At 69.9% G+C, this 16,514-nt stretch carries 13 protein-coding genes; 10 read left to right on the forward strand and 3 right to left on the reverse strand.

The annotated features are described in order from the left end of the window. Positions 1 to 123: 123 nt before the first annotated feature. The 8 genes from DFQ14_RS16785 (at position 124) to DFQ14_RS16820 (ending at position 8,184) form a co-directional block, all read left to right on the forward strand. Positions 124 to 768: a copper chaperone PCu(A)C domain-containing protein gene (locus tag DFQ14_RS16785; RefSeq protein ID WP_114454262.1), complete on the forward strand. Its 645-nt coding sequence runs from the start codon at positions 124 to 126 to the stop codon at positions 766 to 768. An 88-nt stretch (positions 769 to 856) separates the two neighbouring features. Next, positions 857 to 2,245 (forward strand): DNA repair protein RadA, encoded by a 1,389-nt coding sequence (gene radA, locus DFQ14_RS16790; protein WP_114454263.1) that lies wholly within the window; start codon positions 857 to 859, stop codon positions 2,243 to 2,245. 63 nt (positions 2,246 to 2,308) lie between these two features. Then, positions 2,309 to 3,388: a DNA integrity scanning diadenylate cyclase DisA gene (gene disA / locus DFQ14_RS16795; RefSeq protein ID WP_114454264.1), complete on the forward strand. Its 1,080-nt coding sequence runs from the start codon at positions 2,309 to 2,311 to the stop codon at positions 3,386 to 3,388. A gap of 119 nt (positions 3,389 to 3,507) precedes the next feature. Further along, positions 3,508 to 4,395, forward strand: a complete 888-nt coding sequence (locus tag DFQ14_RS16800; RefSeq protein ID WP_114454371.1) for an HhH-GPD family protein — start codon at positions 3,508 to 3,510, stop codon at positions 4,393 to 4,395. Positions 4,396 to 4,431: 36 nt separating this feature from the next. Beyond that, positions 4,432 to 4,965, forward strand: a complete 534-nt coding sequence (locus DFQ14_RS16805) for a 2'-5' RNA ligase family protein (RefSeq protein WP_114454265.1) — start codon at positions 4,432 to 4,434, stop codon at positions 4,963 to 4,965. Between the two features lie 112 nt (positions 4,966 to 5,077). After that, entirely contained in the window at positions 5,078 to 5,896 is an 819-nt protein-coding gene (locus tag DFQ14_RS16810) for an ATP-binding cassette domain-containing protein (protein WP_114454266.1), read from the forward strand. Further along, positions 5,893 to 7,830, forward strand: a complete 1,938-nt coding sequence (locus DFQ14_RS16815; protein WP_114454267.1) for a YhgE/Pip domain-containing protein — start codon at positions 5,893 to 5,895, stop codon at positions 7,828 to 7,830. Before DFQ14_RS16810 ends, DFQ14_RS16815 begins: the two co-directional genes overlap by 4 nt. Before the next feature lie 45 nt (positions 7,831 to 7,875). Continuing rightward, on the forward strand, positions 7,876 to 8,184 hold the full coding sequence (locus tag DFQ14_RS16820) for an antibiotic biosynthesis monooxygenase family protein (protein WP_114454268.1): 309 nt from the start codon (positions 7,876 to 7,878) through the stop codon (positions 8,182 to 8,184). An 86-nt stretch (positions 8,185 to 8,270) separates the two neighbouring features. Here DFQ14_RS16820 and DFQ14_RS16825 read toward each other — a convergent pair whose 3' ends face one another. Continuing rightward, positions 8,271 to 9,296, reverse strand: a complete 1,026-nt coding sequence (locus DFQ14_RS16825; protein ID WP_114454269.1) for an endonuclease/exonuclease/phosphatase family protein — start codon at positions 9,294 to 9,296, stop codon at positions 8,271 to 8,273. Positions 9,297 to 9,452: 156 nt separating this feature from the next. Between DFQ14_RS16825 and DFQ14_RS16830 the strand changes: the two genes are divergently transcribed. Both DFQ14_RS16830 and DFQ14_RS16835 read left to right on the forward strand, forming a co-directional pair. After that, positions 9,453 to 10,427 carry an ATP-binding cassette domain-containing protein gene (locus tag DFQ14_RS16830; protein WP_114454270.1) on the forward strand — a complete coding sequence of 325 codons (975 nt, stop codon included), beginning with the start codon at positions 9,453 to 9,455 and terminating at the stop codon, positions 10,425 to 10,427. After that, a complete protein-coding gene (locus tag DFQ14_RS16835) occupies positions 10,424 to 11,257 on the forward strand; it encodes an ABC transporter permease (RefSeq protein WP_114454271.1) in 834 nt (277 codons plus the stop codon). The genes DFQ14_RS16830 and DFQ14_RS16835 overlap by 4 nt, the downstream gene beginning before the upstream one ends. A gap of 151 nt (positions 11,258 to 11,408) precedes the next feature. Here the strand turns inward: DFQ14_RS16835 and DFQ14_RS16840 are convergent, their stop codons facing one another. Both DFQ14_RS16840 and DFQ14_RS16845 read right to left on the reverse strand, forming a co-directional pair. Continuing rightward, the gene (locus DFQ14_RS16840) at positions 11,409 to 13,043 is read right to left on the reverse strand and encodes an SLC13 family permease (RefSeq protein ID WP_114454272.1); all 1,635 of its coding nucleotides are present in this window, start codon (positions 13,041 to 13,043) and stop codon (positions 11,409 to 11,411) included. A 166-nt stretch (positions 13,044 to 13,209) separates the two neighbouring features. Beyond that, positions 13,210 to 16,410 carry an ATP-binding protein gene (locus DFQ14_RS16845; RefSeq protein ID WP_141921412.1) on the reverse strand — a complete coding sequence of 1,067 codons (3,201 nt, stop codon included), beginning with the start codon at positions 16,408 to 16,410 and terminating at the stop codon, positions 13,210 to 13,212. Positions 16,411 to 16,514 lie beyond the last annotated feature (104 nt).

Genomic DNA, 16,514 nt, shown 5'->3' on the forward strand with positions numbered 1-16,514 from the left:
GACGCGGTATCGCCCGTTCGGTGGAGTGGCGAGCGGAGCACGCCAGGGGTCCGGCACGAACCTGCATGCGGACCCATTAGGCTCATGACCGGTTGTCCGGCAATCAGGAAGGACACTGCAACCGTGAGCCGCCCACAGCACAGCAAGGCAGGTCGCCTGCGGTTGGCACCGGTCGCGATCGCGCTCGGCGCCGTCGTCACACTGACCGGTTGCGCCGCAGGCAAGCAGGCAGAGACCGCCGACGAAACCGCCACCGTCTACGGCGACAACGTCAGCACGCAGAACATGTACGTTCGCGATGCCACGCTGGCCTATCCCGAAGGTGAGCCGGTCTATCCCGCGGGGTCGACAGCTCCGGTGCAGGCCGTCCTGATCAACCAGAAACCCCAGCAGGACCGGTTGCTCAGCGTCAGCAGCCCCTACGCCAACTCCACCGAGATCGGTGAACCCACGGTGATCCCCGGCGGAACCAGGCTGTACGTGGGCAGGGAGACAGCCACCACTGGGCAGCCCGACACGCAGACCCAGTTCGCGCAGAACGGGCCGGTTCAGAAGAAGCGGGTCGAGATCCGGCTGGTCGGCTTCACCCAGCCCATCCGTCCGGGTGTGACCATCCCGGTCACCTTCACCTTCGCCCAGGCCGGCTCGGTGACGGCGCAGGTGCCGATCGGCCCCAGCCCCGAACCGCGCCCCGAGCAGGGCAGCCCCGACACCGCGGAACAGATCCAGGAGCCGGGCCAGGGCTCGGGGCAGGGCCACGGCGGCTGATCTTCCACCCCGCGCGGGTGAGCCGACACGCGCGGCGGCAGGGGTCACCACGGCCGGCAGTGTCACCGTGGCCGGATAGCCTCACGCTGTGCCTCAGAAGAACGCCCGCACCGCACGAACGGCGAACCGGCCCGGTTACCGCTGCACCGAATGCGGTCACGAGGTCGCCAAATGGGTCGGCAAGTGCCCGTCGTGCCAGGCATGGAACACCGTCGAGGAAGCCGCCCCGGCTCGCCCCGCACTGTCCAAGGTCGCCGCGGGAGCTCCTGCCACCCCGGCACGCCCGATCGCCGAGGTGGACCTGGACTCCGCCCGGGCGATCTCCACCGGCATCGACGAACTCGATCGCGTCCTGGGCGGCGGAATCGTGCCCGGCGCGGTCGCCCTGCTCGCCGGTGAACCGGGAGTCGGCAAGTCGACGTTGCTGCTGGAAGTCGCACATCGCTGGGCTGCGGGCGGTTCCGGAGGGCCGTCGCTGTACGTCACCGGCGAGGAGTCGGCAGGCCAGGTCCGGTTGCGTGCCGAGCGCACCGACTCGCTGCATCCCGAGCTGTACCTGGGCGCCGAAAGCGACCTGCCCTCCGTGCTCGGCCATGTCGACGCGGTGAAGCCCGGTCTGCTGATCGTCGACTCGGTGCAGACGGTGCAGTCGGCCGAGGCAGAGGGCAGCCCGGGCGGGGTCACCCAGGTTCGAGCCGTGACGACCGCGCTGGTGGCGCTGGCCAAGGAGCGCGGCCTGCCCGTGGTCCTCGTCGGTCACGTGACCAAGGACGGCGCGGTGGCAGGCCCTCGGGTGCTCGAGCATCTCGTGGACGTGGTGCTGCAGTTCGAAGGCGACCGCCATTCGTCCCTGCGCATGCTGCGCGGCATCAAGAACCGTTTCGGCCCCGCCGACGAGGTCGGCTGCTTCGAGCAGGGCGACGAGGGCATCATCGAGATCACCGACCCGTCGGGCCTGTTCGTCAATCGGCAGGAAACGCAGGTACCCGGTACCGCGGTGACGGTCATGGTGGAGGGCAAGCGCCCGCTGCTGGCCGAGGTGCAGGCCCTGGTGACCCCGACGCAGATGACCATCCCCCGCCGCGCCGTGAGCGGCCTGGACTCGGCCAGGGTCTCGATGATGCTGGCGGTACTGGACAAGCGCGGCAACATCACCACCGGGGACCAGGAGGTCTTCGCGGCGACCGTAGGGGGTATGAAGGTCACCGAGCCCGCCGCGGACCTCGCGATCGCACTGGCCGTAGCTTCGTCCAAGATGGATTTACCGTTGCCGTCGAACGTGATCGCGGTCGGTGAGGTCGGCCTGGCGGGTGAGATCCGCCGGGTCAACGCCGTCGGCCGCAGGCTTGCCGAGGCAGCACGGCTCGGCTTCGACCGTGCCCTGATACCGCCGGACTGTGGCCCCGTTCCCCAGGGGATCCGGGCCACCGAGGTGCGCGACCTCCGTTCGGCGCTGCGAGCGCTTCGCGAGCGGTAACCGGCTCCGCCTGCCGACCGCGCACCGCATCGAGCCGAGAAGTTTCTCCGAAGGGGAGGAAGGGTGAGTGAGCGGGCACATCCCGAAAAGCTGCGAGCCACACTCGCGTGGCTCGCTCCGGGCACCGCACTGCGCGATGCCCTCGAACGCATCCTGCGCGGGCGCACCGGGGCGCTGATCGTGCTGGGCCACGACGAGACGGTCGAGTCCCTCTGCGACGGCGGCTTTTCCCTCGATGTCGAGTTCAGTGCCACCCGGCTGCGAGAGCTGTCCAAGATGGATGGCGCCGTTGTGCTGTCCACCGACGCGAGCCACATCGTGCGGGCCAACGTGCAACTCGTCCCCGACGCCCGCATCCCCACCGACGAGTCCGGCACCCGCCACCGCTCCGCCGAGCGCACCGCCATCCACACGGGGTATCCGGTGGTGTCGGTCAGCCAGTCGATGAGCATCGCCAGCGTGTACATCGAAGGGCACCGGCACGTGCTGACCGGCTCGCCGGAACTGTTGTCCCGCGCGAACCAGGCGCTGGCCACCCTGAGCCGCTACACCACCCGGTTGTCCGAAGTGGCCCAGACACTGTCGGCGCTGGAGATCGAGGACTACGTGACGCTGCGGGATGTCCTGACCGTCGTGCAACGACTGGAGATGGTGCGTCGGATCGCCGACGAGATCGAGGGCTGTGTCGTGGAGCTCGGTGTGGACGGGCGCCTGATCGAGCTCCAGCTCGACGAACTGGTCGGCGGCATTGCCGTGGACCGCGAATTGATCGTGCAGGAGTACCTGCCGACCCAGGGAGGGATGCCCACGGGAGATCAGATCGCCGCGGCGCTGGACACCCTGAACAGCACCGACCTGCTGGACCTCACCACGATCGCGGAATCGTTCGGCTACCCGGGTACTCCGGAAGCGCTGGAACGGCACCTCGCCCCGCGCGGGTACCGACTGCTCGCACGGGTCCCGCGACTGCCGGCCACAGTGCGCAGGCAACTGGTCGAGCATTTCGGGTCCCTGCAGAATCTGCTGGCCGCCACCGCCGACGATCTGTGCGAGGTCGACACGGTCGGCGAGCCCCGTGCACGGCTCGTCCGGGAAGGGCTGTCGCGCCTGGCCGAATCCTCCCTCGCGGAGCGCTACGTCTGACAGCAGCCGGGAAAAAGACCTCGCGGGTCCCTCGCACAGCCCTCCCGCACCGCCGGACGACCACGCCTGGCAGGATCGGCGGCGCCATGACCTCCTCGGAAACGAACACCACGACTTCGATGCCCGGCACATCGGCACCGGACCCCGCCGAGCTGACCGCCTGGTTCGACGCGCACGCCCGTGACCTGCCCTGGCGCGCCCCCACGACGACCGGCTGGGGTGTGCTGGTCAGCGAGACGATGCTGCAGCAGACACCGGTGCGCCGCGTACAGCCGGTCTGGGAAGAGTGGATGGCCCGGTGGCCACGGCCGTCCGACCTGGCCGCGGCCACCCAGGCCGAGGTCCTGCGCGCCTGGGGCAAGCTGGGCTACCCGAGGCGCGCGCTGCGCCTGCACGAGGCCGCCTCGGTCATCGCCACCGAGCACGGCGACGTTGTCCCGGCCGAGGTGGATGCGCTGCTCGCCTTGCCCGGAGTCGGCACCTACACCGCCCGCGCGGTCGCGGCTTTCGCCTACGGCAGGCGCGCGCCGGTCGTCGACACCAATGTGCGCCGCGTCGTCGCACGGGCCGTACACGGTGCGGGAGATGCGGGACCTCCCGCACCGAAACGCGACCTTGCCGACGTCGAGGCACTGTTACCCGCCGACGATGCCCGCGCCGCGAAGATGTCGGCCGCACTGATGGAGCTCGGGCAGACCGTGTGCACCGTGCGCTCGCCTGCCTGCGAAGCCTGCCCGATCTCGCACGACTGTGCCTGGCAGCATGCCGGTCGCCCCGCCTATGCGGGGCCGCCGAAGAAGGTGCAACGATTCGCCGGTACCGACCGGCAGGTCCGGGGCCGACTGCTCGACGTACTCCGCGGTGCCGACGGTCCGGTGACGCGGGAGCAGCTGGATGCGGTCTGGAACGATGCCGGCCAACGCGATCAGTGCCTGGACTCCTTGCTGACGGACGGGCTGATGGAGCAGACGCAGGACGGCCGGTTCGCCCTCCCCGGCGAGTCGTAGAAACCAAACGGATCGGCATGTGCAGGAAGAATCTTCATGGCGCAGGCACTGGACCTCTTCTTCGACGCGGAGGCCGACGCGGCGGTGCGGGCGCTGTGGCAGCGGCTGGACGATGCCGGCATCCCGAGCATGGCCGCCCGCACACACCGGCGGCACCGCCCGCACGTGACCCTGGCGATGGGTGCGTCGATACCGCCCTCGGCGCGCAAGGCTGTACGCACCGAACTCGAAGCACTGTCCCTTCCGGACCTGTGGCTGTACACACTGGGAACCTTCCCCGCTGAGGAGTCGGTCCTGCTGCTGGGTGCGATCACCGACACCGAGATACTCGCCGTGCATTCCGCCGCGCACGACGCGCTGACCGGGAAGGTCACCCAGCCGTCCGCGTACTACCTGCCGGGTGCGTGGATACCGCACTGCACGCTCGCACGAGGCATCACACGCAGCGAGCTCTCCGCGGGGTTCGCGGCGCTGCACCCGGCCGAACCGGTCCGCGCGGCGGTCACCGCGGTCGGGGTCACCGACACCCGCACCGGCGAGATCGACGTGCTGCTCGACAGCCACGCGTGAGCGTTTCCGCCGGTGATCCTCCGGCGCCGACTTGCGCATCGCCCCTTCGAGTTGCCCGAGCACCCGCGAAGGGCCACGTTGGATCAGCAGCCGATCCGCGCGAGGGGGGCCGATGAACATCGACGGGGCCGGCATCGTCGCACGCGGCATCACCGCCCGAGGGCCGGAGGGCACGGTGTTCGAAAACGTGCACGCGCGGGTCGATCCCGGCGACCTCGTCGCGGTGACCGGCCCTTCCGGCTCAGGAAGAACCTCGCTGCTGCTGGCTCTGTCCGGGCGGCTGCGGTTGATCACCGGCCACCTGACCGTGTCCGGGCTTACCTTGCCCGCCCAGGGCAAGGCAGTGCGCCGCCTGATGGCTCCGGCCCGATTGCGCCCCGGATTCGAACTGGAGCGACGCATGACGGTCCGGGAAACGGTCACCGAACGACGCATCACCACCGGCATCACCCGCAACGATGTCGAAGAGGCATTCGCGCTGGTCGGTATCGACCCGAAGCCGGACACACTCGTTCACGAACTGCACCCGGGTGAGCAATTGCTGCTGGCCGTGGCACTCGGGGCGGCCCGAGCTCCGGCAGGCCTGCTCGTCGACGACGTCGAACTCGGCCTCCCGCAGGCGGCACGCAAACGCGCCTGGACCGCTCTGCGGACGGTGGCCCGCACCGGCATGACCGTCGTGGCCGGCTCGTCGGACCCGCCCGGCCCCGACCCCGGCACGACGGTGATCCGGCTGCCCACCCCGGGCGGCACCGAACCGGAAACCGTCGAGCACAGGGTCGTCGAAGGCGTCGATCAGAACACGACCGAGCAGTTCACGGTGGTCGACGCCACCCCGTCCGACGCGCGGCAGGACACCCGGGAAACCACACTGACGTTCGGCGAACTGCCGGACGAACCGGACTCCGAGCAGGGCGAGGATTCCCGTTGAAGGCGATCAGGCTGGCCCTGCTGGAATTGCGCCGCTTTCGCGGCGGGGGGATACGGCTGCTGATACCCGTGGTTCTCGCGCTGACCCCGCTGCTGTACGGCTCGCTGTGGCTGTGGTCGCACTGGAACCCCTACGGGAACCTGCACGAGGTCCCGGTGGCCGTGACCAATTCCGACCGCCCGGTCACCGCCGGGGGGCGCTACATCAACGCGGGCGAGCAGTTCGTACAGCAGCTCAAGACCACCGAACTGTTCGACTGGCATTTCGTGAACCCCGCCGAAGCCCGCAGCGGCCTGCGCGAGGGGAGCTACTACTTCGCGATCTCGATTCCCGCCGACTTCAGCGCCAAGCTGGCCACCGCCACGCAACGGACACCGGAACGCGCGACGCTGACGATCACCAAGAACGACGCCAACGGTTATCTCGCCGGCATCATGGCCGACACCGCGCGGGCCGAACTGCAGAACCAGGTCGACTCCGCCGCGCACGCCGCCTACGCCCGTGCGTTCTACAGCGGGGTGGACGCCATCCGGGAGAAACTGCAACGCGCCTCCGACACGGCCGAGCAGCTGATCCGCGACACCGAGCTCAACGAGCAGGGACTCGACAACCTCACCGAGGGACTGGCCGGCCTCCGGGACAGCTCGCGCCGGATCTCCGGCAGCGTGCAGCAGGTCACCGAGACGGCCGCGCAGCTCGACAGTCGGCTCGATACCCTCGCCGACACCGCCCGGACACTGCCCGAGACCGCAGGCGCCCTGGTCGAGGCCACCGAGTCCGCGATGGACGGCATGCGTTCGGCCGGTACCGCGGCCGAGGCCATCGCCGAACGCGCCACCGGCAATGTCGACGGGCTGAACGAGCTCGGACGCAGACATCCGGAACTCACTCGGGACCCCGTGTATCGGCAGGTCCTCGGTGATGCCCGAGCACTGGCCGAGGCGGCCGCCGACGCCGACCGCGATGCGCAGCGCGCGCTGAGCGCCGCCCGGCAGGCCAACAGCCGCGCGGTGGGTCTGCGGGACACTCTCGGGGCGCTGCGCAGCCGGATCAGCACGGTCACCACGTCCGCCGAGTCCCTCCGCGACGGCTCCTCCCAGCTCACCAGCGGCACGCAGACGCTGACCAGTGGGCTGGACGCGCTGCTCGGCACCAGCGAGACACTGCGGACCGGGTCCGGGCAACTCACCGACGGAGCGCGGCAACTGGCGGGTCTGATCGACGACAGCCGCGCCGGGATCCCCCCTACCGACCCGACCCGGGCGGCCCGAGCAGCCGAGGTGCTCGGCTCTCCCGCCTCGATCGACGAACGCAACCTCAACCCCGCGCACGTCTACGGGCGCGGCCTCGCCCCGTTCTGGTTCGCCGTCGCACTGTGGCTGTTCGGGTTGCTGGCCTACCCGCTGTTCAAGCCCGTCAACCTGCGCGCACTGGCCGGGCGGGTCAGTGCTCCCACCATCGCGCTCGCCGGCTGGCTGCCGGTCGCCGTTCTCGGTGTCCTCGGTGCGCTCGTCCTGCTCGCCGTTGCCGACCTCGGGCTCGGACTCGATCCGCGGCACCTGTGGGCCACCATCGGCCTGCTGGCGCTGGCGGCATCGGCATTCGTGGCCATCACCCACTTCCTGCGCACCTGGCTGGCAGCAGCGGGCGGATACCTGTCCCTGGTGCTGTTGGTCGTGCAGCTCACAGCCTCGGGCGGGCTGTACCCGATGGAGACCACGCCGGTGCCGTTCCAGGCGCTCCATCCGCTGCTGCCGATGACCTACCTGGTGGACGGGTTGCGGATCACGATCTCGGGTGGTCCGGCCGAGCACCTCGTCCGGGACGCGGCTGTGCTGGGCGGCTTCCTGCTCGCGGCGCTGGTCTTGACCAGCCTGACCGTACGGCGCAGACGCACCTGGACCGTACGGCGCCTGCATCCCCAGGTCGAGTGACGACGACCGCACCCCCGAATCCCACACCGTGGGTAGGCTGGCGCCATGGCGGTTGTGAAGATCAATGCGATCGAGGTTCCCGAAGGCAAGGGTGAGGAACTCGAGAAGCGGTTCGCTCAGCGGCACGGCGCGGTGGACAACGCCCCGGGCTTTCTCGGTTTCGAACTCCTGCGCCCGGTCAACGGCGAGAACCGGTATTTCGTGTACACCCGATGGGAAACGGAGGAGGACTTCCGCAACTGGGCCAACGGCCCGGCCAAGGAAGCCCACGCGCAGGAGAACCAGCAGCCGGTCTCGAGCGGCGCCAGCCTGATGGAATTCGAGGTCGTTCTGGGGTCCCAGCCGGAGAAGTGACCGGGCCGAGCGGGGATCGGTGATCTCCCCGCGGCGGTGAGCGGTCCGGTTCCACGTGAGCGCCCGGTGACGGGGGCATACCGCCGTCACCGGGGCACGACGAGGTGGGCCAGCACCGCGCGGTGGTCGGTGCCGTCCACGGCGAAGGTGCGGTATCCCCGAACAACGGTGCCACCGCTGACCAGCACGTGATCGATGGTCACCGGCGGCACGAGCGGGCGCCCGTTCATGGGCCAGGTCGGCTGCAGGCCGTTGCCGGTGACCTCGGCGGCGTCGGCGTACCCGCGCCCGAGCAGGTTGCGCAGCGGGCTGTGATCGAGGGTGGCATTGAAGTCCCCGGCGAGCACCCGTGCCGGTTCCTGTCTGCCGCTCACCGGCGGCGGCAGCGCGGCGATCTCCCGTCTCCACGTCGAGGCCGTGCCATCGCCGACCGGGATGGTCGGATGCGCGGCCACGAACTCCATGTCCCGCGGCCCCGGCAGATCCACTCGCGTGGACGGCTGACTCATGGTGGTCCGGCGCACCAGCGACAGCTCCCGCAGCGGATACCGGGAGACGATGCCTGCGCCGGCCGCGTCCGGACGGATCTCGAACACCCGGTGCGGCAGCACCTCCGCCAGCCCGGCCTCGTCCAGCGCCGTGACCAGTTGCGGTGTCAGTTCCTGCAGGCCGAGCACGTCGACGCCGTGGCGCCGCACCAGTTCCACGATCCGGGCGGGATCGGCCTTCCCGAAGTACACGTTCACCGACAGCACCGTGACCGGCTCGCCCCGTACCGGGACCGGCTCGTCGGGAATCGCTCTCGGCGCCACCGACAACGCCAGGATCGCGGTGACCACACCGAGCGCCACCGTGGTCAACCACCGGCGCAGCAGCAGCGCGGCCACGAAAAGGATCGCGCCGACCGGCACGGCGTACTGGGTCAGCGCCACCAGGGCGGCCGTGTAGCGGTTGGTGTCCAGGCCGACCAGGCGCAGTGACGCCCACGCGAGGTAGGGCAGTGCGCACAGCGAGAGCAGGACGGTCACCGTGGTTCCGCCCGGTCGGCGATGCCTGCGCTCCCCGGCCGGCTCGGCCGCATCGGTTCTCGATACTTCGGTCGCTTCGTGCATCCCCATCCCTCGCACCACCCGGGAGAGCTCCCGGAGCAAGCACACCACAAGCACGGCCGGTCGCTGTCGGCCGGGTCACCGCCCCTGACAGTGTGCTGTGCGCAGCCTGTCAGCGCTTTCCCCGAGGGTGGGTGAGGAAGCATCGAGGGAGGTTGCATGTCGCTCGCGGTCCAGGCACAGGGCCTGGTCAAACACTTCGGATCGACCACCGCACTGGACGGTGTCGATCTCGCCGCGCCCACCGGCTCCATTCTCGGCGTTCTCGGCCCCAACGGCGCGGGCAAGACGACGTCGGTGCGCATCCTGGCCACACTGCTGCGGCCCGACGCCGGACAGGCCACGGTGGCCGGTTACGACATCCTGCGCCAGCCCGTCGCCGTGCGCAGCCGCATCGGCCTGACCGGCCAGTACGCCTCGGTGGACGAGGAACTGACCGGGGCGGAGAACCTGCTGCTCATCGGGCGGCTGCTGGAGATGTCGCGGCGCAGTGCGAAGGCACGCGGGGCGGAGCTGCTGCAGCGGTTCGACCTCGCCGATGCCGGCGACAGGGCGATCAAGACGTATTCCGGCGGCATGCGACGCAGGCTGGATCTGGCGGCCAGCCTGATGGGCCGTCCCGAGGTGCTGTACCTCGACGAGCCGACCACCGGATTGGATCCGCGCAGTCGCAACCAGGTGTGGGACATGGTGCGCACACTGACCGACGAGGGCGTGACCGTGCTGTTGACCACCCAGTACCTGGAGGAGGCCGACCAGCTCGCCGACCGGATCAGCGTGATCGACCACGGCCGGGTCGTGGCCGAGGGGCGCGCCGACGAGCTCAAGCGCCGCACCGGCGGGCAGACCCTGCAGATCCGGCCCAGCGAACCGGACCGGGTCACCGAGGTGGCCCGGATTCTGACCGAGCTCACCGACACACAACCGACCACCAACACCGAGACCGGTCTGTTGACGGTGCCTGTCGACGATCCGGTGCTCATGTCGGCACTGGTGCGCCGCCTCGACGACGCGGGCATCACCGCCGACGAGCTCTCGCTGCGGCTGCCCAGTCTCGACGAGGCCTTCCTGGCCATCACCGGCAAGGCCGGCGCCGCTCCGGCGGACACGCCCGAGGAGGACACCGCAGCATGAGCACCACGACAGTCGAACGCCCCTCGGACACACCGCCGACTCCGGCGGCGGCAGCGCCGGAGCACATCGGGCCGATACGCACGCTCAAGCACGGGTTGACGCTGGCCGGGCGCAGCATCCTCAAGATCCGCAAGTCGCCGGAAGGGCTGCTCGACGTCACCCTGCAGCCCATTCTCTTCCTGGCCATGTTCGTCTACCTGCTCGGTGGGGCCATCTCCGGGGACACCGGGGAGTACCTGCAGCGCACATTGCCCGGTGTGATGGCGATGAACATGGTCTTCGGCAGTCTCGGCACCGGGATGCAGCTCAACAACGATGTCACCAAGGGCGTGTTCGACCGGTTCCGCAGCCTGCCGGTGGCCCGGTCGGCGCCGCTGATCGGGGCCGTGCTCGGTGACGTCGTCCGCTACCTCGTCTCGATCGCGGTCCTGCTGGCCGTGGCCGCGCTCATGGGCTTCCGGATCCAGACCGGGCCGGTTCCCACGGCCCTGGCGATCGTGCTCGTGGTCGCCTTCGCGCTGTGCATGTGCTGGATCTCGGTGCTGCTCGGGATGCTGGTGGCCAGCCAGCAGGCACTGCCGGGCGTGGCGATGGCGTTCATGTTCCCGCTGACGATGGGCAGTAACGTGTTCGCCCCGACCGAGACCATGCCCGGGTGGTTGCAGGCCTGGGTCAACGTCAACCCGGTGTCCCATCTCGCCGACACCGCGCGAGGTCTCATGATCGGCGGGCCGGTGGCCGGGCCACTGGTTGCGACGCTGATCTGGATGGTGGTGATCGTGGCGGTATTCTTCCCGCTGGCGATGTGGGCCTACCGTCGCCGCGTCTGAGGGAATTCAGGACCCGAACAGACGGATGGCCGGCTTGCCCCCCGGTCGAGCACTCGGGCGGCACGAAGATGAGCGCCGGTCCCTCCCGCGTCGGGGGCGGGAGGGACCGGCGCTCATTCGAGGGGACTCATCGCTCGGTTGCCGGCTTCCCTCAGCTCAGGGCGATGCCCAGTGCCCAGCCGCCGAGGGTGTAGACGGCCAGTGGGATCAGCACGATCGCGGTGAGGTTGAGCCACCATCCGGCCTTGACCATCTGCGGGATGGTGACATGTCCGGAGCCGAACACGATCGCGTTCGGCGGGGTGGCCACCGGCAGCATGAACGCGCAGGTCGCCGCCACGGCCGCGGGCACCACCAGCAGCAGCACATCGGCATTGAGGCCCAGCGCCACCCCCGCCAGGATCGGCAGGAAGGTCGCTGCCGTGGCGGTGTTGCTGGTCATCTCGGTCAAAAAGATCACCGAGACGACGGCGACCAGGACGAGCACCAGGGACGGGACACCGCCCAGCGCGCCCACCTGCCTGCCGATGAAGGCGTCCAGGCCGCTGTCGCCGATCGCCGAGGCCAGCGACAGACCACCCCCGAACAGCAGCAGCACACCCCACGGCAGCTTCGCCGCCGACGTCCAGTCGAGCGTGAACACGCCACGCCGGGCGTCGACCGGGACCGCGAACAGCACCAGGGCGGCGAGGATGGCGATCCCGGCGTCGGAGAGCTCCGAAAACCCGGGGACGTAGTTGCTGATCGGTTCCCGCGTGATCCACAGCAGTGCCGTGCAGATGAACACGATTCCCACGATCCGCTCACCCCGGCTCATCGGGCCCAGCTTGGCCAGCTCGCTGCGGAACAGTTCCCGGCCGCCGGGAATGTCGGTCATCGTCGTGGGGTAGACGACCTTGGTCAGCAGCAGCCACGCCACCACCATCAGCACGACCGCCAGCGGCAGACCGAACAGCATCCACTGCCCGAAGCCGATCTCGATGCCGTAGGTTTCGGACAGGAATCCGGCCATGAACAGGTTGGGGGGCGTGCCGATCAACGTGGCCAGCGAACCGATGCTGGCCGCGTAGGCGATCGCCAGCATCAGGCAGGTCGCGAAGTTGGCGGCGCCGCGGTCGGAGACCTTTTCCACGGCGTCGGCGACGTGTTCCTCCTCGGCCGCTCGCTCGCCGCCGCGCATACGTTCGAACACCAGGGTCAGCACCGACAGCCCGATCGGCAGCATCACCACGGTGGTGGCGGTGTTGCTGACCCACATGGACAGGAATCCGGTGGCCAGCATGAAGCCGCCGATCACGCGGACCGGTTTGGTGCCCACGGCCAGCACGGTGCGCAGAGCGATCCTGCGGTGCAGACCCCAGCGCTGCATCGCCAGCGCGAGCATGAACCCGCCCATGAACAAAAAGACGATGTCGTTGGCGTAGGGGGCGGTGGCGTCCTCGATGCCACCGACTCCCAGCAGAGGGAACAGTGCGATCGGCAGCAGGGCGGTGGCGGCCAGCGGCAGCGCCTCGGTCACCCACCAGACCGCCATCAGCGCACCCACGGCGGCCACACCGCGCGCCTCGGGAGGCACCCCGCCCTCGCCGCCGGGCAGCAGGAAGTACACCGCGATGGCCAGCGCCGGCCCGAGGAAGCGACCGATCCAGGCCCGCCGCGACACCCGGGTCCGCTCCTCGACCTCGCCGCTTTCGGGCTCGGCGGTGCGCGTGCCCGGCTCTTCGGGAGGCACCCCCGAGGGGCCCACGTCGTCTCCGCTGTCGCCGTCCCTGCGGCCTTCGTCCATGGCGCCGATACCTCGACAATCGCTCCACCGTGATGGTCCGACTCTTCTCCGGCATCGGCAAGACCGCGGACAGCCGCAAGAAGAGTCGATCGATGATCGAGCCGGACGGTAGCCGATCACAGCCGGATGTCAACGATCCCGCCGGAATCGATCCGGGCGGTAGCCGTCACACACCGACAGTGCGGGCGAGTTCCGTGTGTGCGTGTTCGCCGGCCAGGGCAGAACCGCTGTCGAAGGCGCGTCGGTACACCTGCGGGTCGACAGCGACATCGAGATCGGCGAGCAGCGCGCGGACTTCGGGATCGCCGTGATCGAGCATCCCGCGCATCGCCACGGCCAGGCCGAGTGTGCGGACCGCCCGCTCGGCCTCGCCGGAGGCGAGCAGCAGCCGCGCCGACTGCTCGGCCAGCATCGCCGCGATCGGCATGTCACCGGCCCCGCTGCCCATCTCCACGGCCGTGGCGAGTCGTTCACGTGCCCGGTCGAGCCGCCCTTCGTCCAGACACAACCGCGCCTCGAAGGCCAGCAGCATCTGCCGCATCGGTCGCGGCGCGAGCCACGACTCCTCCACCACCTCGTGGGCTCGCCCCAGGTCTTCGCGGGCCCGGTCGAGATCCCCGCCGATCCGGGCGATTTCGGCGAGTCCGCACCACACGGTGACCCGGTGGTACGGAAACGAGCTCTTCGCGACCTCACCGGCCTCGGCCAGTCCCTCTCGAGCCCCCTCGAGATCACCCGCCCGAAGCTTTTCCAACCCGGTCCGTGCCAGCAGAGGAACGAGGTCCTCGGTGGAGCGCAGCTGCCGGATCGAGGTCATCGCTTTCCCGAGCACTTCGATCGCTCCCGCGTGATCGCCCCGCAGCGATCGGAAACCGGCCAGGCTGGTCATGGTCTGGGCGACCCCCCAGCGGTCCCCGACCCTGTCGAACGCTTCCGCCGCCGCCCGTGCACGGCGCTCACCACCGACCGGATCACCGCTGCGCTCGGCGCTGACGGCGTGCGCATGGAGGCCGGCCGCATTCACCCAGGGATCCGGGTGCGCCCGCGCGCGTTGCACGCTGCATTCGACCTCGCCCGGCAGGCCGGACAGCAACCACGCCATCGGCTCCATGATCGCGACATAGCGGTAGCGGCTCATCGCGTCGGTCTCGCGCACCCGAGCGGCCGCCCGGCGCAGCTCGCTCGCCCATTCCGGTGAGGTGCTGAAGAAGCCCCGCATCAGGTCGACGACCGCACGGCTCTCGGGCGGTGCCTGCCCGGGCAGCACCATCACCTCGTCCAGGCGAGTGATCACCTCGGTGTGCTGGGTGGTCATCGACCAGTACCACCCCAGCGCGGCGACGAACCGGACACCGCGGTCCGCGTCACCGGAGACAACGGTCCAGTGCAGCGCGGCCAGGATGTTGTCGTGCTCGGTGTCGAGCCGGGTGATCCACTCCACCTGGTCGTCCAGATGGATCCGGTCCCCACCTGCCTCGGCCAGGTCCAGGAAGTGCTCCGCGTGCGCCAGGCGAGTTCCGGGATGCTCGCCTGCCTCGTCGAGCCGCTCGGCACAATAGGCACGCACCGTCTCCAGCATCCGGTACCGCATCCCGCGGTCGTCGGTGACCGCCTCCACCAGGGACTTCTCCACCAGCGCGGCGAGAACGTAGACGACTTCCTCGGCCACCAGACCGGCACCGGCACACACGGCGGTGATCGAGTCCACGTCCACGGCACCGGCGAACACCGACAAGCGCCGGGCCAGTGCCCGCTCCGGCTCGTCGAGCAGCTCCCAGCTCCACTCCACCACCGCCCGCAGCGTGCGGTGCCGGGGCATGGCGGCCCGGTTGCCGCTGCTCAGCAACCGGAACCGGTCCTCGAGGCGATCGGCGATCTGGCGCACGCTCATCGCCCGCAGACGTGCGGCGGCGAGCTCGATCGCCAGGGGCATTCCGTCCAGCCGGCGACAGACCTCCACCACGTCATCGGTGCTGCGCTCGTCGAGGGCGAAATCGGGGCGCACAGCTGCCGCCCGTTCGACGAAGAGCCGCACGGCGGCGGCCTCGCCGGGATCCCCACCGGCTTCGGGCAAGCCCAGCGGACCCACGGCAAGCACTTTCTCACCGGTCAGCGCCAGCGGCTCCCGACTGGTGGCCAGCACACGCAACTGCGGGCAGCGCGACACCAGGTCACCGACCAGCCCGGCTGCCGCTGCGATCACGTGCTCGCAGTTGTCCAACACCAGCAGGGTCGGCTCGAGCGAGAGGGCATCGACCAGCCGCGCGGTCACGTCCGTGATCGTGGGCTGCGCATCCAGCAGCCGCGCCTCCCGAATTCCGAGCGCACCGAGAACCGCTGCGGGAAGGTCGTGATCCTCGCGCACCGGCGCGAGCTCCACGAACAGGACGCGGAGACCCTCGAGGCACGCCGCGCTCTCGGTCGCCAGGCGGGTCTTGCCCGCGCCACCGGGACCGAACAGAGTCACCAGCCTGGAACCACGCAGGGCCTGCCGCGTCTGATCGATTTCGGCTTCACGCCCGATGAAGCTGCTCAATCGCGTCGGCACTCCGCACGCGGGTGTGGGGTGCTGTTCCTGCCGGGCACGAGGAGGAGAGTGCTGTGAGATGTGCTGGGGATCCGTCCCGAGGTCTCCGCGCAGCACCGCCAGATGCAGGTCCTGCAGCTGCTGCGACGGGTCCATCCCGAGCTCCTCGGCGAGCCGACGGCGCAGATCGTCGTAGGCGGTGAGCGCATCGGCCTGCCTGCCACAGGCGGCCAACGCGCGGATGCGCAGCGCCGTGAAGCGCTCGCGAAGCGGATACCGCGTGCAGAGCGCATCGAGTTCGGGCACGAGCACGTGATCGTTCCCGAGCAGCAGGTCTGCTTCGATGCGGCCTTCCCAGGCCGACAGGCGCAGCTCCTCGAGCCGAGCCGAGGCCGCTTCGGCGAACGGCGCCTCGGCGAAGTCGACCAGTGCGGCGCCGCGCCACAGGTCCAGTGCCTCGCGCAGGGTTGCGGCGGCCGAGCCCGTCTCACCCTCGTGCAGCAGGCGATGCCCCTCGGCGGCGAGTCGCTCGAAGCGGTGCAGATCGATCTCGTCGGGCGGCACCGCCAACACATACCCGGCACCGTCGGAGTGCAGAGCAGGCCCGGATTTCTCGGGCAGGGCACGGCGGGCCCGGGAGACCAGCGACTGCAAGGCGTTGAGTGCCCGCGAGGGCCGATCACCGCTCCACAGCTCCTCGATGAGCACCTCGGTGGGCACGGTGCGGTTGGGTTCCAGGGCGAGTCGGGCCAGCAGCATCCGCACCCGCTGCCCGCCGATGCGCACCGGGCTGCGGTCACCGGTCTGCAGCCGGAACGGCCCCAGCACCCCTATCAACACGGCAGCTCCATCACCACAGCAGGCCCATCGACACGCTCACCAGCTTCGCAGAGACCGGCTCGGGTACATCCCGGCACCGGAGAACATCCGCCACGGGAGTGCCT

This window comes from Halopolyspora algeriensis (assembly GCF_003337235.1).
Classification (GTDB): Bacteria; Actinomycetota; Actinomycetes; order Mycobacteriales; family Pseudonocardiaceae; genus Haloactinomyces; species Haloactinomyces algeriensis.